This window comes from Methylobacterium sp. OAE515, from assembly GCF_041806315.1.
GTDB lineage: Bacteria > Pseudomonadota > Alphaproteobacteria > Rhizobiales > Beijerinckiaceae > Methylobacterium > Methylobacterium tardum.
In genome coordinates this window covers 2,331,976-2,355,647 of record NZ_JBGMUV010000001.1, presented here as the reverse complement: position 1 = coordinate 2,355,647, position 23,672 = coordinate 2,331,976, and the positions used below count along the sequence as shown (strand labels likewise).

The window sequence follows — 23,672 nt, the reverse complement described above, 5'->3', positions numbered from 1 at the left end:
TGGAGTCAACCCCTCCACGGGGACCATTTGCCGATTGGAAGAGCCTATCAACAATTACCTACAGTTCCTTTAACACTGGGACTTGCGGGGATGGCGCGGAGCGCTGTCGGCAAGTGTTCCCACGGGCGTTCAAGACGGTCGCTAGAGTCTTGGCGAATCAGATTGATTCTCTGGAGTCCCGAAATCGCTTTGTTTTGCTTGTGGAGTGTCAGTTTCTGTTAAGCTACACGCCGATCCCGGACTCTGCAATCGCGTCGATTCTTGGATAGGGTTAACGGTTCGGACTCACGCGCGCCGGCGAACGCCGCCTGGACAGCGCGCACGAAAAAGCCCGGCGCGAAGGCCGGGCTTGAAACCGTCTGAACTGTGTGGGTGCGTTAAGCGGCGAGCGCCTTCACCCGGGCGGCGAGGCGCGAGACCTTCCGCGAGGCATTGTTCTTGTGAACGATGCCGTGCTGCGCTGCGCGCATCATCTCGGGCTCGGCGGCGCGGAGGGCGGCCAGCGCATCCTGCTGGTTGCCCGTGGCGATGGCCTCTTCAACCTTGCGGACGAAGGTGCGCATGCGCGAGCGGCGCGAGCGGTTGATCGCCGTGCGCTTGGCGATCTTGCGGGTCATCTTCTTGGCCGAAGCGGTGTTGGCCATGTACGTCCTCGTGTTTCTCGTCGGGCGATGCCGACGGGCCGGCTGTGCCGGAAATCGGTCGTCGCGTCAGGTTGTCTGGCGATGGCCGAGACGCAGCGCGCGCGAAAGCGCGGCCCCTCGGCGAAGCGGCTTCTATAGTCAGAGGGCCGCCCTGCGTCAACGCGGAACAGACCGCGCGCCACGGAGCAAGCCATGTGTCTTAAATCTTGACATTTTTCCTAAGTTCCTGTGTTGTGAAGGCTGAACCGCGGAACGGCGGAGCGAGGCGACGATGCGTGACAAGTCTCAACGCACGGCGAGGCGATCATGCTGCGCAACGTTCTTGCCGGCCTCGCCCTGGAGACCAAGCTGATCCGCCTGCAGCGGCAACTCCAAGACAAAGGCTGGGAGACGCAGCCGCACGCACCAGCGGGACAGCCAAACGGCGGCGAGTGGGTGCAAGGCCCCGGAGGTGGCCGATGGGCCTCAATCCACGAGGATCAGCCCAGCGGCCCCTCTCCTCAAGACCCGCCCCCGCTCCCGGAAGCCACAACGCTGGAAGATGGGACGCGCGTCCTGTCGGTCCGAATACACACAGGGCGAAAGCCCTTCGACGAACAACACACGGTCATCGCGCCGGATGGTGAAAGCCGGATCTTCGAGACATCCGGGGAGACGCAGACGATCCAGGACGGTCAGACCGGTGATGTGCTGTCGCGCAGCACGTTGACGGCGACGGACCTCGTCTCGGAGCCCCTCGTGCAGCCGGCCTTTCTGCCAGCTGTGCCGTTGGCGATCGAAGGTGCGCTCGCCGCGATTCAGTCGGCGCGAACACTCGATCTCGCCCTATCGCCGCTGACGGTTTTGTCCGCGCGCAAGAATGGCTTCGGAGCGGCACTGGGTCTGACCGCACACGAATATGCGATCGACGAGAATTCTCAGGCGAACGTGGCGATCTGGGTCGGCCCGATTGGCCAGCAAGCTCTCAACGGTGCTTGCCCATGCAACGGCGAAGTTCTAGCCATGACCAACGATGTCGCGAAGGCGGTCAGGGCGTCGGGAAATTATCTGAACGCGACGGATTTCGGCAACAAGGTACATATCGAAATCAAGAGGCGCGTAGATCTACATAACGATCAAGATTTCAAAGCCGAGATCCTGCTCGATCTCTCTGGAATGAGGCCGAACGCACGAAACCCTGGAAACGTTAGGCTCGACCTGCTGGAAAACGTCAGAATCTCGCAGACCGTGTGCATCTACAACCACAAAACCAGCAACAGGGAGATCTCAAGGGCTCGTGCCCGACGATCTCCGGACCGACAGCGCTCGAGCGTCAAGCCTCACTCCGGCCAGCGCAAAGCCGCCGCCGCCGCCAGTGTTCCCACCACGGCGGCGATCAGCGTCAGAGCGCCGAGCACGGCCAGCGGCACGAGAAACGGCACCGTCCCGCCGCTGGCCGCCTGAGCGGCCGAGACGCCGAAGATCAGCGTCGGGATCATCAGCGGCAGCACCAGCACGGCGAGGATCAGCCCGCCCCGCCGAATCGACGCCGTCAGCGCGGCCCCCACCGCGCCGATGAAGCTGAGCGCTGGCGTCCCGGCGAGCAGCGTCAGGGCCGTCGCGCCCATGGCGGTGCCGTCGAGGGCGACGAGCAGGCCGAAGAGCGGCGCGGCCAGCGCCAGCGGCAGGCCGGTGGTCAGCCAATGCGCCGTCACCTTGCCGAGCACCACGAGTTCGAGGGGCACCGGCGCGGCGGTCATCAGGTCGAGGGAGCCGTCCTCCTCGTCGGCCTGGAACAGGCGGTCGAGGCCGATCAGCGTCGCCAGCACCGCGGCGAGCCACAGGATCGCCGGGCCAATCCGCGACAGCAGGTTGAGGTCGGGCCCCAGCGCGAAGGGCACCAGGGCGACGATCATCAGGAAGAAGACCAGCGACAGGGCGCCGGAGCCGCCGACGCGGCCGGCGAGGCGCAGGTCGCGGGCGATGAGGGCGAGAAAGGCCCGAGTCACGCCCATTCCTCCAGCACGTCCGATGCAGGCGCCGTGGCGGCCGCCTCGATGCGCAGTTCCGCAGCGCCGGCCAGGCCGAGGGATTGGTGGGTCGCCGCGATCACCAAGCCGCCGCCGGCCCGATGCCCTTCCATCAGTTCGGCGAGCACCGCCTGCGAGGTGGTGTCCAGGGCCGCGGTCGGCTCGTCCAGGAGCCAGAGCGGCCGGGCGCAAACCAGCAGCCTGGCCAGGGCAACGCGCCGCCGCTGGCCCGCCGAGAGATAGGCCACCGGCAGGTCATGGGCATGGCCGAGACCGAGGCGCTCCAGCGCGGCGCGCGGGTCGAGGCGCGGCGCACCGAGGAGCCGCTGCGCGAATAGGAGGTTCTCCCCAGCCGTCAGGGTCGACTTCAGTCCGTCGCGGTGGCCGACCGTGTGCAGGCATTCCGGCAGGCTCGCCTCCCCGACATCGGCGACCGTGATCCGCCCGGCATCGGGCCGCAGCCGCCCTGACAGGATCGCGAGCAGGCTCGACTTGCCTGCGCCGTTCCGCCCGGTTACCGCCAGGGCGTCTCCGGGTCCGAGGGCGAAGGACAGGTTGGAGAAAATGCGGCGCCCGGAGCGGCGGCAGGCCAGATCGTCCACGCTGAGCCGCACTCGATCCCCCGCCCCCGTCCCGACGCCGCGCAGCTGTTCTGCGAAGTCGTCTACATGCCCGATTGCGCCGGGGAACGGAACCGCACGGTCCAGCTGCGCTTTCGTTCTGCAACGGAGGATTGCCCATGGCCGAGGCGAGAAACCCGAACGAGGCGGACGTCGCCGCGACGCCGGACGCGGTGGCCGGCCGCGCCAAGGTCGAGGCGCGGATGGCCCAATGCACCGTCGAGGAGCAGGCGGCGTTCTGGGAGGCGGTCGGCCGCTGCTTCGGCGGCGGCAAACCGCCAGAGATTGAGCCGGCCTCCGGCTGATCAGGCCCCCTTGCGGGTCAGGGCCCGCAGCGCGCCGCGGAACGTCCTCACATCCTGCTCGGTCAGGCTCATGCGGTGGAGCATGTCGCGCATGTTGCGCGCGATGATCTCCTTCTTCTCCGGCGGATAGAAGCCGGCCTCGTCGAGCGCCGCCTCCAGGCTTCCAAACAGCGCGATCAGCGCTTCGCGGGTCGCCGGCGGCGAGAGCAGCTCGCCCGAGAAGGGCAGCCGCGCCCGCCCGCTCGCCTGCCGCCACGTGTAGCCGACCAGCAGCACCGCCTGCGCGAGGTTGAGCGAGGGAAAATCCGGCGAGACCGGGAAGGTGATGATCGCGTCGGCGAGCGACACCTCGTCGTTGGTCAGCCCGACCCGCTCGCGCCCGAACATCACCGCGGTGCGCTGGCCCTCCCGGGCCACGAGCTCACCCATGGCCTCTTCGGGCGCGAAAACCCGTTTCATCTGCCCGCGCTCGCGCGCCGTGGTCGCCAGCACGTACCGGCAATCCGCGATGGCCTCGGCGACGCTGCCGAAGATCACGGCCCCGTCCAGGACATGCGTCGCACCCGAGGCCGCCTCGCGGACGCCCTTCTTGGGCCAGCCGTTCTTCGGGTTGACGAGGCGCAGCTCCGAAAGGCCGAAATTCGCCATGGCGCGGGCGGTCATACCGATGTTCTCGGCGAGCTGCGGCTCCACCAGGATCACGGCCGGGGCGATCCCCGGCGGGATTTCGGTGGCCTTCCTCTGGGCGACGTCCTGGGAATCGCGGCTGGTCATGCAGGCCGTCTGGCACGGTCGGCCCTCGCCCGTCGAGGGTTGGGTGACGAAGCCGGCCGGATGACAGCGTGCGCCTTCCGTCGCCGGAAGCCCCGCGCTATGTCGCGGGGCGATTCCGGCCCGAGACGCCCACAACGGCTCTCAGGGTGGCGACCGCACGGCCCTTGCATGCCGTGCACCGGAACAAGGCGGGAAGGCATCGGCCCATGGCGAAGATCAAGGTAGCAAACCCCGTCGTCGAGCTCGACGGCGACGAGATGACCCGGATCATCTGGGCCGAGATCAAGAACAAGCTCATCCACCCCTATCTCGACGTCGACCTCGAGTACTACGATCTCGGCGTCGAGCACCGCGACGCCACCAACGACAAGGTCACGGTCGATGCCGCCGAGGCGATCAAGCGCCACGGCGTCGGCGTGAAGTGCGCCACCATCACCCCCGACGAGCAGCGGGTGCAGGAATTCGGCCTCAAGGAGATGTGGCGGTCGCCCAACGGCACGATCCGCAACATCCTCGGCGGCGTGATCTTCCGCGAGCCGATCATCTGCAAGAACGTGCCGCGCCTCGTGCCCGGCTGGACCCAGCCCTTCGTGATCGGCCGCCACGCCTACGGCGACCAGTACCGCGCCACGGACTTCAAGGTGCCCGGCAAGGGCCGCCTCACCATCAAGTTCGAGGGTGATGACGGTACCGTCATCGAGAAGGAGGTGTTCAAGTTCCCCGAGGCCGGCGTCGCGATGTCGATGTACAACCTCGACCAGTCCATCATCGACTTCGCCCGCGCCTCGCTGAACTATGGCCTGGCGCGCAAGTATCCGGTCTACCTGTCGACCAAGAACACCATCCTCAAGGCCTATGACGGCCGGTTCAAGGACCTGTTCCAGAAGGTCTACGAGGAGGAGTTCGAGGCCAAGTTCAAGCCGCTCGGCATCACCTACGAGCACCGCCTGATCGACGACATGGTCGCCTCGTGCCTGAAGTGGTCGGGCGGCTACGTCTGGGCCTGCAAGAACTACGACGGCGACGTGCAATCCGACACGGCCGCCCAGGGCTTCGGCTCGCTCGGCCTGATGACCTCCGTGCTGATGACGCCGGATGGTCAGACCGTCGAGGCCGAGGCCGCCCATGGCACCGTCACCCGCCACTACCGCGAGCACCAGAAGGGCCGCGAGACCTCGACCAACTCGATCGCGTCGATCTTCGCCTGGACCCGCGGCCTGTCCCACCGCGCCAAGCTCGACGGCAACGACGATCTGGCGAAGTTCTCCGCCACCCTGGAGAAGGTCTGCGTCGACACGGTCGAGGCCGGCTTCATGACCAAGGACCTGGCGCTGCTGGTCGGGCCCGATCAGAAGTGGCTGTCCACGACGGGCTTCCTCGACAAGGTCGACCAGAACCTGAAGACCGCCATGGGTGCGTGAGGCACGCGCACGACCTTGAGAGCGGCGGGCGTTCCGGACGCCCGCCGTTTCCCGTCGGCACCCCGTCCGCCGAGAAAGCTTCGACCGGGGCGCGGAACGAACGGGCGCTCAGGCGGCAACCAGCAACGCGGCGCCGGCGACGCCGGACAGAACGAGCCGCAGGCGGCCCAGCCAGAGCGGTGCGAGGCCGCGGCGGGGTAGGTCCTGATCGATAAGCCCCCAGGCCAGCACGAGACCGCCGAGGATGCGCAGGTCCCAGGGCGCCGGCGCCGCCATGGCGGCCCAGGCCACCAGGGACGGGACGATCGCCACGATGTAGTCGCCGTTTCCGGCATTGCGCGCCGCCGCGGCACCCCAGCGGATTCCGCCCAGGAAGGAGGCGATCACCGCCCCGTAGGCGGAGAGGATGGTGCGCGGCGCCAATCCGATGCTGCTCAACCCGCCATCGGTGCCGGAGACGGCCAGGGCCGCAAATCCGAGAAACGGGATCAGACCGGCCACACCCAGAACGATGGCGCTGATCGGGACAGGGTTCCGGTGCGCCATCCATCCTCCGAGCGGCGGCCAGGGTGGGTCACCCGCACGATCCGGAACCGGTCCGACGCCGCCCGGCCGGAGCGTTCCCGCATCGCGGCACGGCGGTCAAGCTCGGATCGCGGGCCTCGCGGGGCGGCAGCTCGCCGCTAGGTCCGCCGTGCGGGCGCCGAGAAGGCCACCGTGTTCGGCGCGGGCGCGCCGAGGAGCGACATCGGGGCGTTTGCACCGGCCTTCGGGGCCGGCGGCTCGTTGACGGCCGCGTCGATCTTTCGCGGCTTGAACGTCGCCGCCAAGCCCTTCGCCTTGGCGAGGTCGGCCGGGCTCAGCTTGTTGGCGACGTCGTCCCGCTTCTTGGCGGCGTCGTCGTCGCCCTGAGCTGCCGCCGCCGCGAACCACGCATACGACTGCACGAGATCCTGCGTCAGCCCCAGCCCCCGCGCGTACAGCACTCCCAGATTGTATTGGCTGTCGCGGACGCCGAATTCGGCGCCCTGTCGAAACCACGAGGCGGCCGAGGCGAAATCCGGCTTGCCGCTGGCGGCGGGATTTTCGGCGTAGAGCACCGCGAGATTGTGCATCGAGCGGGCGTGTCCCTGCTCGGCGGCGCGGCCGTACCACAGCTTCGCCTTGTCGAGATCCCGAACGAGGCCGGATCCCTTCTCGTACTGACCGCCGAGCTTGTACTGAGCCGGGGCGTAGCCGGCCGTGGCGAGCTTCTCGTAGAGCTTGGCCGCGACCGCGAGGTCGCGGGGCATGCCGCGGCCGTCGGCCTCCCGGGTCGCAAGATCGAAGATCGCCGCGCCGTCGCCGTCCAGTGCGGCCGCCTTCAGCTTCGCGAGAGCCGGCGGCAGGTTGCCGAGATCAGCCTGCAGGCTGTTCATCCCCGAGATCTGCGGCACCGACGCCTTGGAAGCCGGCGGGTGCGCCTCGGCCGGAGGCGGGGTCGGCAGGGCCTGCGTGGTCGTCGGTTCGCTGACCGGCGCCTTCGCAGCCGGCGTGTCCTTCGGCGCTTCCTTGGTCTCGTCGCGGCCGGCATCCGGCACAGCCGCCTTCGCCGGCTCCTCACGGACCGGGGCGGCCTGGCTCGCGACGACCGGACGCTGCTCCTCCGCGCCGCGCATGGTGATCGCCTGAAGCGCGCCCAGGGCCAGCACGATGGCGGCCAGGCCGAGCAGCAGCGGCCGGCGGCGGCGGTCGATCTCGGCGCGCAGGCGCGCGAAGCGGCCGTCTTCCGACACTGACGGCGTCAGCACCATCTTCTGGTCGCGCGCGTCGCGGCGCTCGGCCGGTGCCTCCGCGGCGAGTTCCGCCTGAGCGGCTTGCGCAGCGCGGCGCGCCGCCGCGATGAAGCTGGTCTTGATATCGGTTTCGGCGGCAGCCTCCCCGGTCTCACCGGCCCGGATCAGGTCCGCGGTGCGCTGCTTCACAGAGCGGCGCGCACCGGCCTCCCGGCCCGCACGCGAAGCACGGTTGGGACGCCCGCTGCCCGGCTCGAGGAGGTCGTCGGAGATCCGCAGGGACTCGGCGCCGTCCTGCCGGGCCGCAACCCTTGCCTCCGCCGGGGCCAGAGCGGCCTCCGGGCTGGTCGAGGATTTCAGGCGCTCGTCCAGGGACGGCGCCCGCGCGCCGACGGCATCCACCGGGCCGAGGCGGTCGATCAGCCGTTCGAGCGCGGATTGCACCCCGTTCAGCGTGGCGCCGAGGCGCTGATCCGAGGTGACCTGCCGCGCCTGCATGTCCGCCAGGCTGGCCCGCAGCAGGCCGATTTCGCCGCTGTCGGCGCCGATCGCGGAGCCCTTGAGGGTCTGGGCCACGGCGCTGCGCGCGGCGCGTTCCACCACAGCTTCGTTCGGCGCAGCTTCGCGCAGGGCCGTCACCTGCCGCAGCAGCTCGCCCATCGTGTGCTCGAGGCTGACGAGCGCCGGATCAGAGACGCGCGGGGCATCGAGCCGGCCGGCCAAGGTGACCACCTGCCGCTCAAGCGCATCGAGCCCTTCGTGCTCAGAGCGGATGCCGACCTGGTCGACCTTGTCGGCGAGGCTGCGCAGCATGGCGTGGATGGAAGCCATCTCGCCGGACCGCGCACCCGTGCCGTCCCCGGCGTGCTCGGACCAGTCGTCCCGCGCGCAGAGAAGGTCGACCTTGCCGGCCATCGCCTGGATCTGCTCGGCCAGGGCCGCCGGCGCGGCGATCTTCACGTCGCTGCGGATCTCCTCCAGCAGCGGCCGCAGATCCTGGCCGGTCCCGACCCGCTGCAGCTGCGCGATCTGCGCGCTCACGGCCTGCAGGCTGTTCGCGAGGCTCTGAATCCGCTCGGGACCCGCCAGGGTACCGATCAGGCGGCGGATCTCCTCGAGTTCCGAGAATAGGCCGGCGAGGGTCTGCCCGTGGGGATCCGCGGCACCCGTGGCGGCGATCGTGTCGAGGCGCTCGGCAAGGCGGCGCACATCCTCGGCGACGCGGCTGTGAACATTCTCGGCGACCTCTTCGGCCAGGCGCTCGACCTGAGCCCGGACCTGCTCGATTGGGACCGCGATAGCGGTGAGATCGGTCCCCGCCTGGGCGCGCTCGACGCCACTCGCCAGCGAAACGACAGCCTGCTCCAGCGCACCGATATCGCGGCTCGTAGCCAGCTGATTGATCGCCTCGCGCAGGCGGGCAGTCTCGTCCTGCAGCTCGGACAAGGCCGCAGAAGGCGCGGCAACCTCCTCGATCCGGGCTTCGAGCCGGCGGGCGAGGTCCAGGCGCATGCTGGCGACCACGCCCCCGTCGGAGGCGGCATCGAGCGTGGGTCCGGCGGCGACCTCTTGCGACAGCTCCCGCTGCCGCTGGCGAATATCCTGGACCGCGTTGCGGATGTCGGCGGCTGCGGGACGGGCGCGGCGGCCCGGCGGGCGGGTGGCGGCGACCTGCTCCCCGAGCTGCGACATCCGGCGCTCAATATCGCCGAGACGGTCGGTGACTTCCTGGACGGGCGCAGCCTTCAGGGCGCGCTCGATGCGCGCCTCGATCTCGGCGAGCCGGCGGGCCTCGGCCTCCTGGGCGCTGCGCCGCTCCTCGTCGAGCCCCCGGTTAAGGCCGTCGAGGCGGTCCATCAGGGCGTTGATGCCGTTGCCGTAGCCTTCGGCCGATTCGGCCTTGGCCGCACGGCGTTCCTCGGCGGCCACGGTCTCGGACCGGCCGGTGCTATGCGCGAGTTGCTCGGCGCGATGACGGCGACGGTGACGCCGATTGCCTCCCGGCGCCGGCTGCCCCTGCGGCACCACCGAGGCGATCCAGGTCTCCAGCGGAACACCCGCGCGCGCCGCGACATCCCGGGCGGCATCCAGCACCTCGGGATCGAAACTGTCGAGCTGCGGCATCGCGTTGCGGGTCATCGGTGGCCTGTCGTCGGCAGCGTTCGGCAACCGATCCTGTGCACGACGGAGACAGCCCGGCTGGGCATCCACGGAACGCGCACATCGGATCGTTCGAGCGTGACGATTAACTTTCTTGGTAAACACGAGGTTAAGGGTTCGATTGTCCGGTAATCACCAAGCCTGGAAGATCGTGATGGCTGAGGCCGGGCGTCACCCTGCGGCAAGGCTTCGCCGTTGATCGCCGGGCGGCGGACCGTTTACATGCGGCCAACGCGGCGGATCGATGCAAAAGGTCCGCGCACAGCCGGGGGAAGCCAGAGATGCCGCAGTACCGCGCACCGGTCGACGACACGCTGTTCCTGCTCACGGACGTCCTGGGATTTCACGCGCGCGACAACCTGGCCGGGTTCGCCGACGCTTCGCCGGACGTCGTCGAGGCGGTCCTGCGCGAGGGCGCCAAGCTGGCGGAAGAGGTGCTGGCCCCGCTGAACCGGACGGGCGATGTCGAGGGCTGCCGCCGGGAGGCCGACGGCACCGTCCGCACGCCGACCGGCTTCAAGGCGGCCTACGATACCTACGCGCAAGGCGGCTGGATGGGCCTCTCGGTTCCCGAGGCCTATGGCGGGCAGGGACTGCCGCACACGCTCAACACGGCGATCCAGGAATTCGCCTCCGGCGCCAATCTCGCCTTCGGGATGTATCCCGGCCTGACCCAGGGTGCGATGGCCGCCCTGCTGGTCCACGGCACCGAGGAGCAGAAGGCGCTCTACCTGCCCAAGATGGTCGAGGGCGCCTGGACCGGCACCATGAATCTCACCGAGCCGCATTGCGGCACGGATCTCGGCCTTTTGAAGACCAAGGCGGTTCCGAACGGCGACGGCTCGTACAGCCTCACCGGCACCAAGATCTTCATCTCGGCCGGCGATCACGACCTGGCCGAGAACATCGTGCACCTCGTCATCGCCCGGATCGAGGGCGCGCCCGCCGGGACCAAGGGCATCTCGCTCTTCGTCGTGCCCAAGTTCCTAGTGAACGCGGACGGTTCGCTCGGCGCGCGCAACGGCGTGTCCTGCGGCTCCCTAGAGCACAAGATGGGCATCCACGGGAACGCCACCTGCGTCATGAACTACGACGGGGCGACCGGCTGGCTGGTCGGCCAGGAGAATCGCGGCCTCAACGCCATGTTCGTGATGATGAACGAGGCGCGGCTCGCCGTGGGTGTCCAGGGCCTCGGGCAGTCGGAGGTCGCCTATCAGAACGCCGCCGCCTACGCGAAGGACCGCCTCCAGGGCCGGGCGCTCACCGGCGCGAAGGCGCCCGAGAAGGCGGCCGACCCGATCATCGTCCATCCAGACGTGCGGCGCACGTTGATGCAGATCCGTGCCTTCAACGAGGCGGCGCGCGCCCTGATGCTCTGGACCGCGCTTCAGGCCGACATCCTGCACCGCTCCGAGGATGCCAAGGAGCGGCAGGCCGCCGACGATTATCTCGGGCTGATGACCCCGGTGGTGAAGGGCGTGCTCACCGATCGCGGCTTCGCCAACGCGGTTGAAGCGCAGCAGCTCCTCGGCGGTCACGGCTACATCGAGGAATGGGGCATGTCGCAGTTCGTGCGCGATGCCCGCATCGCGATGATCTACGAAGGCGCCAACGGCATCCAGGCCATGGACCTGATCGGCCGCAAGCTGCCCAAGGACGGCGGCCGGGCGATGATGGCCTTCCTGGGGGAGGTCCAGACCTTCCTCAAGGATCACGGCGAGGACTCGGCCATGGCGCCGTTCGTCAAGCCGCTTCAGGCCGGGGTGAACGACCTGCAGAGCGCCGTGATGTGGCTGATGCAGAACGCCTTCGCGAAACCCGACAATGCCGGGGCGGGCGCGACCGACTTTATGCACCTCTTCGGCCTCGTGGCCCTGGGCTACATGTGGGCGCGGATTGCCAAGGCGGCCCTGGCCAAGCACGCCGAGGCGCCCTCTCCGCGCTGGGAGTCTAAGCTGGCAGGCGGCCGGTTCTTCATGGAGCGGATGCTGCCGGAGACCGGCCTGCGCCTGACGCGGATCAAGGCCGGGGCCGAGAGCACCATGGTCCTCGAGGCGGACGCTTTCTGAGCGTCTCGCCGACCGCGCCCTTGGAGGCGTAGCGCGCGGCGGACTGTCAATCCCTTTCCGCCGTCCTTGCGAGCGGAGCGAAGCCATCCAGGCAACACCGCGATCCCAGACCGCGCACTGCCTCGGGTCGTTTCGCTGTGCGTGCGATGACGCGCGGGATCAGCTGCCGAGTGCCGCGTCCAGATCCTCGATCAGGTCTGCCGGATCCTCCAGGCCGATCGACAGCCGGACCACGTCCGGACCCGCACCGGCGGCAGTTTTCTGCGCGTCGGTCAGCTGGCGGTGCGTGGTGGAGGCCGGGTGGATGATCAGCGAGCGCGTGTCGCCGATATTCGCGAGGTGCGAGAACAGCTGCAGGTTCGAGACGAGCTTGACGCCGGCCTCGTAGCCGCCCTTCAGCCCGAAGGTGAACACCGCGCCCGCCCCGTTGGGCGTGTAGCGCCGGGCGAGCTGGTGATAGCGGTCGCTCTCCAGCCCGGGATAGCTGACCCACGAGACCGCCGGATGCGTCGACAGATGCTTGGCCACCGTCAGCGCGTTGTCTGAATGGCGCTGCATGCGCAGCGGCAGCGTCTCGATGCCGTTGAGGATCAGGAAAGCGTTGAACGGCGACAGGGCCGGCCCGAGATCGCGCAGTCCTAGGACCCGGCAGGCGATAGCGAAGCCGAAATTGCCAAAGGTCTCGGCCAGCACCATGCCGGAATATTCCGGCCGTGGCTGGCTCATCATCGGGTAGCGCGCATCGCCCGCCCACTGGAACGAGCCGCCGTCGACGATCAGGCCGCCGATCGAGTTGCCGTGGCCGCCGAGGAACTTCGTCGCCGAATGCACGATGATGTCGGCACCGTGCTCGAACGGGCGGATCAGGTACGGCGTCGCCATGGTGTTGTCGACGACGAGAGGAATGTTGTGCTTCTTGGCGATCTGCGACAGCGCCGCGATGTCGGTGATGACGCCGCCGGGATTGGCGATCGACTCGCAGAAGATCGCCTTTGTGCGTGGCGTGATCGCCGCCTCGAAGGAGGCCGGATCATCGTTCTCGGCCCAGGCCACCGACCAGCCGAAGTTCTTGTACGAGTGATTGAACTGGTTGATCGAGCCGCCGTAGAGCTTGTTCGAGGCGACGAACTCGTCGCCCGGCTGCATCAGGGCGTGCATCGTCAGGAACTCGGCGGCGTGGCCGGATGCCACCGCCAGAGCAGCCGTTCCGCCTTCGAGCGCAGCGATGCGTTCCTCCAGCACGGCGTTCGTGGGATTGGTGATCCGCGTGTAGATGTTGCCGAAGGCCTGGAGCCCGAACAGCGAGGCTGCGTGATCGACGTCGTCGAATACGAAGCTGGTGGTCTGGTAGATCGGCGTCGCGCGCGCGCCCGTAGCTGCGTCGGGCGCGGCGCCCGCATGGATCGCCAGCGTGTTGAAGCCGGGCAGGCGGTCGGTCATCGTCGAGTCTCCTCGGATCACCCAAGCCTGTACGCCCGCGCGGGAGCGTGGCGCAAGGTCGAGCCGTGCGCCACGCCCGGGCCGAGACCACTACGGGTCAGGCGCGTATCCGATGTCGACGTGGGGCTGTCCGGCATCGACCAAGGCGCGGTCCACGGCCTCGATGGCCAAAAGCGTCCGCGTGAGATCCTCGGCCATCGAGATCGGCGCCACGTCGAGGCCGCTGAGCCGCCGCGCGATGGCGTTCCGCTGCCGCGCCAGCGCCGCGCGGGCCCGGTTCAAGTCCTCGATCTCCTCGGACGTCATCTGCACTCCTCCACCGGATCGGTCCCCGCTCAGCCGCCCGGCGCCCAGTCGATGTTCGGTCGCTGGGCCAGCATCCGCTCGAAATAATTGGCCACCGCCTGGGCACCATCGGTGTGCATCATGGCGACGGGATGCGCGAGGTAGGCGCGCGCGAGATCCAGGGGAATCTGGCCGGATTGGAGCGCGCTCAAGACCTCGTCGATGAAGGCATCGTTGGCCTCATTGAAGTCGTTCGACAGCTTGTTCCGGTCGTTCAGGGCCTTGATCGGCATTCCGCGTCCTTGTCGCTCGGTGGTGGTATCGAACCCGATCGTTCCCGTCCCGCCCGAACCGGACGGGACCGCCGAAGGTTCCGGCGATGGACGCGGGACCCGATACCGTGTGTGCAACGCCGCATCTCAGTAACCGTCCGAACAGCGCGATTGGAGCGGAAGCCCGATCCTGGACGTTAACCCGGCATGTCGATCGAATCTGCCCGCACCCACTCCGTCGAGATCGTCCCCTGCGTGGACGATCCGCGGTGTTACCGCTGGATCATCCGCGCCCGCAGCGGCGCGGTCGTCGAGCACTCGCCCTACGCGTTCGTGACATCGAACGGCGCGCGCATCTCCGGTGAGTGCTGGATGCGCGAGCATTTCGACGAGGGACGCGGCGGTTAGCCTCTCTCCTGATCCCGTTTCGACTTGGTGGACGGCGACGAGGCAAAAAGACGTGACCTCCCGCATTCCCGCCCGGGAGTAGGCTCCTCTTCGCAGAAATTCCGGCGCGGCAAAGCGCAACGCTTCATCCTGCCAGACGATCGCACGTGATCACGGTTGCCGCTGCACCGTCTTTTCGAAAGCCCAAAGCGAGACGCAATATGGCGTCTGGTCAGCGCTCATTGTCCCTCCCTGCATGTCGTGAGCCGGGACGGGAGGAGCAGCATCCGGGACCGGGCCTCGGTAGAGCGCACGCACGATGCCTTAGCATCCTTTGACAGCATCGTGACCGCATGCACGTGGCGCCAGCGCGTGTCGCAACGATTGCGCACGTCGCTATGCAACTGTTGATACAGGCCAGGATCTAAGCCGCATTACTCGATGATCTGAGTAGGCAATGATTAATCATCTCACCGCCTGAACTCTATCATAGTTGGATCTTTAATACCGCTCGTGCAGTCTCGGCGCACGTCCGAGAAGCGGCCGAGGAGTGAGCGATGCTGAGCGCCGACAGGATGGACCGGGATGGGGCGCCCATGGCTCGAACCGGCTCCGTCACCTCCATCGACGGATCCAAGGTTCATCTCGCCCTCGCCGGCCAGCATGGCCGTCCGGACGTGCGTGTGACCGTCGGCAATTTCGTCCGGATCCACGCCGGGAACGCCCTGCTCATCGGCATCATCACGACCCTGTCGTCGGGCAGCGACCACGGGCGCCAGCCCGGCGCCTATGCCAGTCTCGACCTCCTCGGCGAAATCGTGATCGAGGAGGGCGCGCAGCGCTTCCGTCGGGGTGTCACCGCCTATCCTGCCATCGGCGACTCGGTCGATCTGCTGCCCCCCTCGGAGCTGCGCGTGGTCTACCAGGCTACGGCCTCCGACACGGCTTCTGTCGGCGCGCTGTATCAGGACCCGGATATCCCGGCCTGCATCAAGATCGAGGACCTGCTCACGAAGCATTTCGCGGTGCTGGGCACGACCGGGGTCGGTAAGTCGAGCGGCGTCGCGGTCATCCTCGATCAGGTGATGCGTGCGCGGCCGAGCGTGCGCATCTTCCTTCTGGACGTCCACAACGAGTACGCCGCCTGCTTCGGCGACCGTGCCAGCGTCATCAATCCGCGCAACCTCAAGCTTCCGTTCTGGCTGTTCAACCTGGAAGAGATTGCCGACGTGATCTACGGCGGCCGTTCGCCGGTCGACGAAGAGATCGAGATCCTCGCGGAGGTGATCCCGCTCGCGAAGAGCAAGTACGCCCAGTACAAGGAGGCGAGCGATCGACAGATCGTCAAGCGCTCGATCGGCAAGGGCGCCGGCTATACGATCGACACGCCCGTCCCCTACATGTTGCAGGACCTGATCGCGCTGATCGACGAGCGGATGGGGCGTCTGGAGAACCGCGTCTCGCGGATGCATTACCACCGCCTGATGACCCGGATCGAGGCGCTCCGGAACGACCCGCGCTATGCCTTCATGTTCGAGAACGCCAATGTCGGCGGCGATATGATGGGCGAGATCCTGGCGCATCTGTTCCGGCTCGATCCGGACGGGCGCCCGATGACGATCATGCAGCTGGCGGGCCTGCCGATGGAAGTGGTCGACGCCGTCGTCTGCGTCCTCTGCCGCCTCGCCTTCGAGTTCGGGATCTGGAGCGAGGGCGCGATCCCGCTCCTGTTCGTGTGCGAGGAGGCGCACCGCTACGCCTCGGCCGACCGCTCGGTCGGTTTCACTCCGACGCGCCGCGCCCTGTCGCGGATCGCCCGTGAGGGCCGCAAGCACGGCATCTATCTCGGTCTCGTGACGCAGCGCCCCGCCGAGCTCGATCCGACGATCATGTCCCAGTGCAGCACGCTGTTCGCCATGCGGATGACCAACGACCGAGACCAGGCCTTCCTGGCGGCGGCCGTCTCGGACGCGGTCAATCTGCTCACCTTCGTCCCCTCTCTGGGCACCGGCGAAGTCATCGCTTTCGGCGAGGGTGTGCCGATGCCGGCGCGGATGACCTTCTATCCCCTCCCGCCCGAGCGGCAGCCGCGCAACGATATGAGCGGGCGCGCGCCCGAGGATGGCGCGTCAATCGCCGGCGCGGCCTTCGTGGGCGCCGTCGTGGAGCGCTGGCGCGGCGCGACCATGAGTAAGGTGATCGGGCTTGAGGCGGACCAGTCAGCGCTTTCGCGGCTCGGCCGCGAGGCGGGCGGCGATGGCGGACACGGCGCGGCTCTCGATCAGGTCCATCGCCGCCTTCTCCGGCGGCCCCTCGATGGAAGCGACGCCGCCGCGGAGGCCGGCTTGCGGTCCGCCAAGACGCTCTGGCAGCAGGGCTGAGCGTGAGCCAATCCCTGCCCAGCGACCGGCAGAGCCTGCTGGAAGCCGCGATTCAGACGCTTCCGGTCGGCGTGGTGGTCCACGACGCCCACGGCCTGTGCGTGCTGGCCAACGCGGCCGCGCGCGCCCTCGGTCCGAAAGCCCTTCACGACCTGCCGGAGGCGGCCTGCAATCAGCCCGAAGGCGCGGTGATCGAGGAGATCGGCGAGCGCGTGGTCGAGGCGCGGGCTTTACCGCTACAAGCCGAGCTGGATACCTTCACGCTCACCACCCTCGCTGACGTCACGCAGCATCACCGGATCCAGCGCGAGCTGATCGCCCGGGCGTTCATCGATGCCCTGACGGGCCTGCCGAACCGCACGATGTTCGAGCAGAGTATCGAGGAACTCCTCGTGGAGGTGGGACCGGCGGATCGCTTCGCCCTGGCCTTCATCGATCTCGATAACTTCAAGCATATCAACGACTATTACAGCCACGACGCGGGCGACGCGCTGCTGCGCAAGGTTGCCGACCGGGTTCGCGGCGCGTTGCGTCCGAGCGACTTGCTGGCGCGGATCGGCGGCGACGAATTCGTGCTGCTGCTCAACCCGATCTCCGATCCGAGCAGCACCCTGGCGACGGTGCAGGGCATCTCCGAACGCCTGAAGCAGCCGTTCTTCATCGACGGTCACGAGATCTTCGCGTCGGCGTCCATCGGGCTGAGCCTGTTCCCGGAGCACGGCACCACCTACGAGGTGCTGCGACGCCAGGCCGACAACGCCATGTACCGGGTGAAGGGTGGTGTGAAGGGCGGCGTCAGCGTCTTCGAGGAGACGATGAGCCACGCCGCCACCGCGCGCATGGCAGTCGAGCAGCGACTCAGGCTGGCGATCCGCGACCGCTGCTTCTGCTGCGCCTTCCAGCCGAAGGTCGACATGCGCACCCACGCGGTGCTCGGCGTCGAGGTGCTCCTGCGCTGGCGCGACGAACTGGGCATGATTCAGGCCCCCGGCGACTTCATCGAGCTCGCCATCGAACTCGGCCTGATCAACGAGATTACGCTTCAGGTCCTGACCGAGACCGTGCGGGCGATGCCCGACATCGACGAGATTTTCGGGCCCGACGTGTCGGTGAGCCTCAACATTGCCGCCAAGCAGGCTTGCGACGTCCCGTTCATGGCGGCCTTCTGCGACGCCCTCGGCGAGACCGGCCTGGCACGACGCTTCGTGCTCGAACTCACCGAGGAGGCCTTCTTCACGAAGGGCCGCTTCCAGCGCGACGTCCTGCCGCGGATCCGGGCCATCGGCGCGCGGGTCTCCATCGACGATTTCGGCGTCGGCTACTCGTCGCTCGCGGCGCTCGCGGAGATCACCGCGGACGAATTGAAGATCGACCGTTCGTTCATCACCGACATCGACAAGCGGCCGCGCAGCCAGATCGTCCTGAAGGCGATCGAGTCACTCGGGCTGGCACTGGGCATGTCGGTGGTGGCCGAAGGAGTCGAGACCTTCGAGGAGGTCGCCTACCTGCTTGGGGCGACCCAGATCCGTTGCGCGCAGGGCTTCTACTACGCTAAGCCGATGCTGATCGATCAGATCCGCCTGACGGAAGAGCGTGCGGCCGGGCCGCGGTCTACGGTTGCGCACAGCCGGAACTCGGATTTCCGGTCTCCGAACCTCCTGAGGCGGGCCTAGACGGCCGCCGAGAAGTTGGGACGCTTGGGGCGCCGCGCTGGCGCCCCTCTTCAGGTCGACGAGCCCACTTGGTCCATGCGGCTCGTCCAAGGGAAGGCTGCCACGAGCAGCCAGAAACGACAAAGGCCGCAGGGAGCTGCGGCCTTGGAAGTCGTTCGTCTGGTTGGGAAAACTGGAGCGGGCGAAGGGATTCGAACCCTCGACCCCAACCTTGGCAAGGTTGTGCTCTACCCCTGAGCTACACCCGCTCACTGTACCGTGCCGCCCGGACTTTCGTGCCGGCGGCCCCCGGCGGCGCTCTCTAAACACCATTCCGCCGGGCGACGCAAGCGCCTCTTTTGCGAACCGTCACGATTCACCAATTCGGGTCCGGCGGAAGCCCGTCGCGGATCTCCCGCAGGCGGGCCCGGGTCCCGCGGGTGGTGCCCTCGGGCAGGGCGTCGACCGGAAAGAAATCGCAGGCCGCGATCTCCCGGTCTGGCGCTTTGGGGCGCAGCATCGTGAAGGCAGGCAGGACGAACAGGGCGACGTGATCGCGCGGCGCGGCCACCACGTTACGGTAGAGCCCGTGCAGGCGCGGCTGCCCCTCGGGGACGATCTCCGCCTCCTCGCGGAACTCACGCACCATCGCGTCGAGCGCGGTCTCGCCGCGCTCGACGCCGCCGCCCGGCAGATGCCAGCCGCTGACGTAGGTGTGGCGCACCAGCGCCACGCGGCCTTGCGGGTCGATGGCGATCCCGCGCACGCCGAGGGTCATGCCGCGGGAGGCAAGCGCACCGAGATGGAACAGGTGCCGTAGCAGGCGCCGGTCGAGGAGCATGCCGGGTCAGACGACGTCGAGGGTGATGTATCCGAGGCCTTCGACAGCACCGACCATGCGCTGACCGCGCTCGACGGGGCCGACGCCGGACGGCGTCCCGGTGAAGATCAGGTCGCCCGGCTGCAGATCGAAGTATCCCGACAAGTAGGCGACCTGCTCGGCCACCGACCAGATCATGTCGGCGAGGTCGCCCTTCTGGCGCGTCTCGCCATCCACCGTAAGGGTGATCGCGCCGCGCGCCGGATGCCCGATCAGCGAGACCGGATGGAGCGCGCCGATCGGCCCCGAGCCGTCCGCGGCCTTACCGGTATCCCAAGGCCGGGACATCTTCTTGGCCTCGTCCTGGAGATCGCGCCGGGTCATGTCGAGGCCGACCGCGTAGCCGTAGACATGATCGAGGGCGCTCTCGACCGGGATGTCGCTGCCGCCGCCTGCGAGCGCGGCCACCATCTCGATCTCGAAATGGTAGTTGCGCGTCTTTGGCGGATAGATGTGCTTGGCGGGTTCGGACCCGACGATCTGCAGCGCGTCGGCGGGTTTCATGAAAAAGAACGGCGGCTCGCGATCCGGATCGGCCCCCATTTCGCGGGCATGGGCCGCGTAGTTGCGCCCGACGCAGTAGACGCGGCGGACCGGGAAGAGATCGCTGCTGCCGACGATGGGGAGCGCGACGCGGGGCGGGTTCTGGATAACGGAGAGCATCACTGCCTCTGCGGTGGATCGTCCGGATGGCCGGGCGCTGAACCGCCCGAGACCTAGGAAATCGTTGTAAGGTGCGCATCGCCGCGCGCCATAGCGGCGCTTGCCAAGACGGCGCCCTGGCCTACAAAATTTTACCGATGACTCCGAACGCGGTCTCCCCAGGCACCTCCCACGACACCCTGCTCACGGCGCTGCGTGACGCGCTCGGCGCGCGGCATGTCCTGACCGACCCGGAGGATCTGGCGCCCTATCTGGTCGAGACGCGGCGATTGTTCACCGGCTCGGCCCTGGCAGTGCTGCGGCCGGCAAGCACCGAGGAAGTCGCCTTCGCGGTCCGCGCCTGCACGCAGGCGGGCATCGCCGTGGTCCCGCTCGGCGGCAATACCGGACTCACCGGCGGCGGCGTGCCCTCAGGCGGCGTGGTGCTCTCCCTCGAGCGGATGGCCCGCTTGCGCGCGGTCGATCCGGTGGACGCCACGATCACAGTCGAGGCCGGGATGATCCTGCAGGATGTGCAAAACGCGGCGGATGCGGCCGGCATGCTCTTCCCGCTCTCCTACGCGTCCCGCGGTTCGGCGCGGATCGGCGGCGGCATCAGCACCAATGCGGGTGGGATCGCGGTTTTGGCCTACGGCAACGCCCGGGACCTCGTCCTCGGGCTGGAGGTGGTCCTGGCCGACGGGCGGGTCTGGAACGGGCTCAAGGCCCTGCGCAAGGACAATGCCGGCTACGATCTCAAGCAGCTGTTCATCGGCTCCGAGGGCACGCTGGGCATCGTGACGGCGGCGGTCCTCAAGCTGTTTCCGAAACCGCGCTCGACCAGCGTCGCCTTCGTCGGCCTGGATTCGGCGCAGGCCGCCCTGGATCTGTTCGTGTTCCTGAGGGGCCGGATGGACCGCGACCTCACGGCCTTCGAATACCTGCCGCCCTTCGCCCTGGAGATCGTCCTGCAGCACGTTCCGGGCGCCGTACGCCCGCTCGACGGCGCCCACGGCGCCTACGCGCTGATCGAGGCGGCCTCGGCGCGTCCGGATGCCGACACCCGTGCCGAGCTGGAATCGGCACTGGGCCAAGCGCTCGAGGACGGGCTGATCGCCGATGCCACGATCGGCGCGAGCGGCGCCCAGAACGACGCCCTGTGGCGTCTGCGCGAGGGTGTGCCGGAGGCGCAGACCCGTGAGGGCGCCTCGATCAAGCACGACATCTCGGTGCCGCTGTCGCGCCTGCCCGCGTTCCTCGACCGGGCAAGCGCCGCCTGCGTCGCCGCGATGCCGGGTCTGAGGCCCTGCGGCTTCGGCCATTTCGGCGACGGCAACATCCACTTCAATCTGACGCAGCCGGCCGACATGAAGCCGGCCGCGTTCCTGGCCGAATGGGGCCGGTTCAACCGGATCGTCCACGACATCGTGCACGAACTTGGCGGCTCGATTGCGGCCGAGCACGGCGTCGGCCTGATCAAGCGCGACGAATTGGAGCATTACGGCGATCCGGTCGGGCTCGACCTGATGCGGCGGCTCAAGGCCGCCCTCGATCCGCAGGCCCTGCTCAATCCGGGCAAGGTCGTCGCCGCGCCCGAACGCGACCCTCCCGCCGTCTGAGAAATTTGTGCGGCGCGCCATAATTCGGCGCGCAGACGGGTGCAGGAGTGCCACGCGTCGTCGCGTTCCGCCGCGGACGCGCGGGGTGTTAAGCGGCTGCTAACGCTTCGGACTGACCTTTATCACAGACGGCGGGGACATGTCTGTCAGCATCAGGCATGGCATTTGCTCTCGGCACTACCTATCTCGCAGATGCGAGATCGATCGACGACCCGTCAACGACAGACAGCTTGCCATTCTTCTGGAGACCGACGGAATGCCCACCTCACAGGCCCGCGTGCAGACCACGGAAGCGAGCCGTTACCTGCAGCAGCTCTGCCGGCACTGGAGCCACAAGTTCAAGGTCGAGGCGACCCCGGAGCACGGCACCGTGCCGTTCGGCGAGGACCGTGTGTGCACGTTCGACGCCGAGCCGGACGCTCTGGTGATGCGCATCGACAGCGCCGACCCAGTCAACCTCACCCGGCTGGAGAACGTGGTCTCCGACCACCTCGCCCGCTTCGCCTTTCGCGAGAGCCTCGGCGATATCCGCTGGTCCCGCGCCGCCTAACGACGTTCACGCGGCCGGTCTGATCGGCTGATCTGCCTGCGCCCGGTGCCATGCCGGGCGACTGAACCCGTTCGGCTGCCAGCCGGGCGGGTTTTCTCGTTCTCGGGCGCCGGGATGCCGAGCCGCTGGCGTAGCATTTGCGAACGCCGGGCCGCGCGCCCCTTCGCCGGCGCATCGGGGACCCATCGATGAAGCGACGCACGCTGCTGCGAGGCGCCGGCGCCCTGGTTGCCGGGACGCTCGCCCGGCCGGCTCTGGTCCGGGCAGCCTCCGCAACCACGCTGAAATTCGTGCCCTACGCCGATCTCGCGCTGCTCGACCCGATCATCACCACCAACTACGTCACCCGCACCCACGCGCTGATGGTGTTCGACACCCTCTACAGCCTGGATTCCGGGTATCGCGCACAGCCCCAGATGGTCGCCGGTCATCAGGTGTCGGATGACGGTCTGACTTGGCAGCTCGCCCTGCGCGACGGCCTTCGCTTCCACGACGGTACGCCGGTGCTCGCCCGCGACGTGGTCGCGAGCCTCAAGCGCTGGGCGTTGCGCGACGCCTATGGTGGGGCGCTGTTCGCGACGGTGGACGCGCTGACGGCACCGTCCGACACGGCGGTGACGTTCCGCCTGAAGCGGCCATTCCCGCTCCTGCCGGACGCGCTTGCGAAGCCGACCTCCTACCTCCCCGCCATCATGCCGGAGCGGCTGAGCACGATTCCGGCCACCCAAGCTGTCTCGGAGATCGTCGGCAGCGGACCGTATCGCTACGTCCCGGATGAGCGGGTGCCCGGCTCGCTCAACGTCTACCGGCGGTTCGAATCTTACCGTCCCCGTGAGGGCGGCACGCCGAGCTTCACGGCGGGGCCGCGGATCGCACATTTCGACCGCGTCGAGTGGCGCACGATTCCCGACGGCGCCACCGCGGCCGGCGCCCTGCGCTCCGGCGAGATCGACTGGTGGGAGCAGCCGCTGGTCGATCTCGTGCCCGACCTGCTGCGACAGCCGGCGTTGCGCGTCGATCTCGTGGAGACGGCCGGGCTGATCGGACAGATCCGGCTCAATCACACGCTGCCGCCGTTCGACAACCCGGCGATCTGCCGGGCCCTGCTGTCGGCCGTCGACCAGGCCGAGATGATGGACGCGGTCGCCGGCAGCGATGCCACGATCCGGCGCGGTCCGGCGGGCGTGTTCACGCCCGGCGGCCCGATGGCGTCCGAAGTCGGCCTGGAGTCGCTCACCGGCCCGCGCGACCTGACGGCGGCGAAGCGGGCGCTCGCGGATGCGGGATACAAGGGCGAGCGGGTCGTCCTGCTCGCCGGCACGGACGTGCCGCGGATCAACGCGATCTGCGAGGTAATGGCCGATCTCTGTCGCAAGCTCGGGATGAACGTCGATCTCGTCGCGACCGACTGGGGCACGGTGAACCAGCGCATCCTGAGCCCGAAGCCCCTCGACCAGGGCGGCTGGTCGATGTTCGGGATCTTCTCCGGCGGACTGGACCATCTGTCGCCGGCCTATCACTTGGTCATCCGCGGGAACGGTCGAGCCGGCGTTCCGAGCTGGCAGACCGACACCGCGTTGGAGGAGCTGCGCAGCGCCTGGTTCGCTGCGCCCGACCTCGCATCCCAGAAGGCGGTTGCGGCGCGGATCCAGGCGCGCGTGCTGGAGATTGGCGCCTACATTCCGTGCGGCCAGTACTTCCAGCCCACCGCCTACCGACGAGACCTCGAGGGCATGCTCACCGGCCTGCCGCTGTTCTGGAACCTGCGCCGCTCGGCCTGACCACCG

20 protein-coding genes and 1 tRNA gene are annotated in these 23,672 nt (G+C 68.2%); 9 read left to right on the top strand and 12 right to left on the bottom strand.

The features are described 5' to 3' along the window. Positions 1–377: 377 nt before the first annotated feature. The 3 genes from rpsT to ccmA form a co-directional block, all read right to left on the bottom strand. Entirely contained in the window at positions 378–644 is a 267-nt protein-coding gene (gene rpsT / locus ABIE45_RS11485; protein WP_007561677.1) for a 30S ribosomal protein S20, read from the bottom strand. A 1,319-nt stretch (positions 645–1,963) separates the two neighbouring features. Continuing rightward, positions 1,964–2,632 carry a heme exporter protein CcmB gene (gene ccmB / locus ABIE45_RS11480; protein WP_192706832.1) on the bottom strand — a complete coding sequence of 223 codons (669 nt, stop codon included), beginning with the start codon at positions 2,630–2,632 and terminating at the stop codon, positions 1,964–1,966. Continuing rightward, entirely contained in the window at positions 2,629–3,267 is a 639-nt protein-coding gene (gene ccmA / locus ABIE45_RS11475) for a heme ABC exporter ATP-binding protein CcmA (protein WP_192706831.1), read from the bottom strand. The genes ccmB and ccmA overlap by 4 nt, the downstream gene beginning before the upstream one ends. 125 nt (positions 3,268–3,392) lie before the next feature. On the opposite strand from ccmA, the gene ABIE45_RS11470 reads away from it, so the two are divergent. Then, positions 3,393–3,578, top strand: a complete 186-nt coding sequence (locus ABIE45_RS11470) for a hypothetical protein (protein WP_192706830.1) — start codon at positions 3,393–3,395, stop codon at positions 3,576–3,578. On the opposite strand, the gene ABIE45_RS11465 is transcribed toward ABIE45_RS11470, so the two are convergent. Continuing rightward, a complete protein-coding gene (locus tag ABIE45_RS11465) occupies positions 3,579–4,352 on the bottom strand; it encodes an RNA methyltransferase (RefSeq protein ID WP_192706829.1) in 774 nt (257 codons plus the stop codon). A 206-nt stretch (positions 4,353–4,558) separates the two neighbouring features. Here ABIE45_RS11465 and ABIE45_RS11460 point away from each other — a divergent pair, with 206 nt between their 5' ends. After that, on the top strand, positions 4,559–5,773 hold the full coding sequence (locus ABIE45_RS11460; protein ID WP_149312273.1) for an NADP-dependent isocitrate dehydrogenase: 1,215 nt from the start codon (positions 4,559–4,561) through the stop codon (positions 5,771–5,773). Between the two features lie 108 nt (positions 5,774–5,881). On the opposite strand, the gene ABIE45_RS11455 is transcribed toward ABIE45_RS11460, so the two are convergent. Both ABIE45_RS11455 and ABIE45_RS11450 read right to left on the bottom strand, forming a co-directional pair. Beyond that, positions 5,882–6,319, bottom strand: a complete 438-nt coding sequence (locus ABIE45_RS11455) for a DUF3429 domain-containing protein (protein WP_192706828.1) — start codon at positions 6,317–6,319, stop codon at positions 5,882–5,884. 137 nt (positions 6,320–6,456) lie between these two features. Further along, positions 6,457–9,687 (bottom strand): SEL1-like repeat protein, encoded by a 3,231-nt coding sequence (locus ABIE45_RS11450; RefSeq protein WP_192706827.1) that lies wholly within the window; start codon positions 9,685–9,687, stop codon positions 6,457–6,459. 302 nt (positions 9,688–9,989) lie between these two features. Between ABIE45_RS11450 and ABIE45_RS11445 the strand changes: the two genes are divergently transcribed. Beyond that, a complete protein-coding gene (locus ABIE45_RS11445; RefSeq protein WP_192706826.1) occupies positions 9,990–11,777 on the top strand; it encodes an acyl-CoA dehydrogenase C-terminal domain-containing protein in 1,788 nt (595 codons plus the stop codon). 159 nt (positions 11,778–11,936) lie between these two features. On the opposite strand, the gene ABIE45_RS11440 is transcribed toward ABIE45_RS11445, so the two are convergent. From ABIE45_RS11440 to ABIE45_RS11430, 3 genes are all read right to left on the bottom strand, one after another. Next, the gene (locus ABIE45_RS11440) at positions 11,937–13,217 is read right to left on the bottom strand and encodes an O-acetylhomoserine aminocarboxypropyltransferase (protein ID WP_192706825.1); all 1,281 of its coding nucleotides are present in this window, start codon (positions 13,215–13,217) and stop codon (positions 11,937–11,939) included. Positions 13,218–13,307: 90 nt separating this feature from the next. Continuing rightward, positions 13,308–13,523: a hypothetical protein gene (locus ABIE45_RS11435; protein WP_192706824.1), complete on the bottom strand. Its 216-nt coding sequence runs from the start codon at positions 13,521–13,523 to the stop codon at positions 13,308–13,310. Between the two features lie 29 nt (positions 13,524–13,552). Further along, positions 13,553–13,795, bottom strand: coding sequence for a hypothetical protein (locus tag ABIE45_RS11430; RefSeq protein WP_192706823.1), 243 nt, complete (start codon positions 13,793–13,795; stop codon positions 13,553–13,555). 186 nt (positions 13,796–13,981) lie between these two features. Here ABIE45_RS11430 and ABIE45_RS11425 point away from each other — a divergent pair, with 186 nt between their 5' ends. From ABIE45_RS11425 to ABIE45_RS11415, 3 genes are all read left to right on the top strand, one after another. Beyond that, positions 13,982–14,182, top strand: a complete 201-nt coding sequence (locus ABIE45_RS11425) for a hypothetical protein (protein ID WP_192706822.1) — start codon at positions 13,982–13,984, stop codon at positions 14,180–14,182. A gap of 536 nt (positions 14,183–14,718) precedes the next feature. Further along, entirely contained in the window at positions 14,719–16,542 is a 1,824-nt protein-coding gene (locus tag ABIE45_RS11420) for a helicase HerA domain-containing protein (RefSeq protein ID WP_192706821.1), read from the top strand. Positions 16,543–16,544: 2 nt separating this feature from the next. Then, the gene (locus ABIE45_RS11415; protein WP_192706820.1) at positions 16,545–18,215 is read left to right on the top strand and encodes an EAL domain-containing protein; all 1,671 of its coding nucleotides are present in this window, start codon (positions 16,545–16,547) and stop codon (positions 18,213–18,215) included. A gap of 173 nt (positions 18,216–18,388) precedes the next feature. Here ABIE45_RS11415 and ABIE45_RS11410 read toward each other — a convergent pair. The 3 genes from ABIE45_RS11410 to ABIE45_RS11400 form a co-directional block, all read right to left on the bottom strand. Continuing rightward, positions 18,389–18,463, bottom strand: a tRNA-Gly gene (locus ABIE45_RS11410). A gap of 107 nt (positions 18,464–18,570) precedes the next feature. Then, positions 18,571–19,035, bottom strand: coding sequence for an NUDIX domain-containing protein (locus ABIE45_RS11405; RefSeq protein ID WP_192706819.1), 465 nt, complete (start codon positions 19,033–19,035; stop codon positions 18,571–18,573). Positions 19,036–19,041: 6 nt separating this feature from the next. Beyond that, the gene (locus ABIE45_RS11400) at positions 19,042–19,737 is read right to left on the bottom strand and encodes a fumarylacetoacetate hydrolase family protein (protein WP_192706818.1); all 696 of its coding nucleotides are present in this window, start codon (positions 19,735–19,737) and stop codon (positions 19,042–19,044) included. 137 nt (positions 19,738–19,874) lie between these two features. On the opposite strand from ABIE45_RS11400, the gene ABIE45_RS11395 reads away from it, so the two are divergent. The 3 genes from ABIE45_RS11395 to ABIE45_RS11385 all read left to right on the top strand — a co-directional run bounded on the left by ABIE45_RS11395 (position 19,875) and on the right by ABIE45_RS11385 (position 23,666). After that, the gene (locus ABIE45_RS11395) at positions 19,875–21,335 is read left to right on the top strand and encodes an FAD-binding oxidoreductase (protein ID WP_192706817.1); all 1,461 of its coding nucleotides are present in this window, start codon (positions 19,875–19,877) and stop codon (positions 21,333–21,335) included. Positions 21,336–21,591: 256 nt separating this feature from the next. Beyond that, positions 21,592–21,885: a DUF2218 domain-containing protein gene (locus ABIE45_RS11390; RefSeq protein ID WP_192706816.1), complete on the top strand. Its 294-nt coding sequence runs from the start codon at positions 21,592–21,594 to the stop codon at positions 21,883–21,885. 188 nt (positions 21,886–22,073) lie between these two features. Then, entirely contained in the window at positions 22,074–23,666 is a 1,593-nt protein-coding gene (locus ABIE45_RS11385; protein ID WP_192706815.1) for an ABC transporter substrate-binding protein, read from the top strand. Positions 23,667–23,672: the final 6 nt, after the last annotated feature.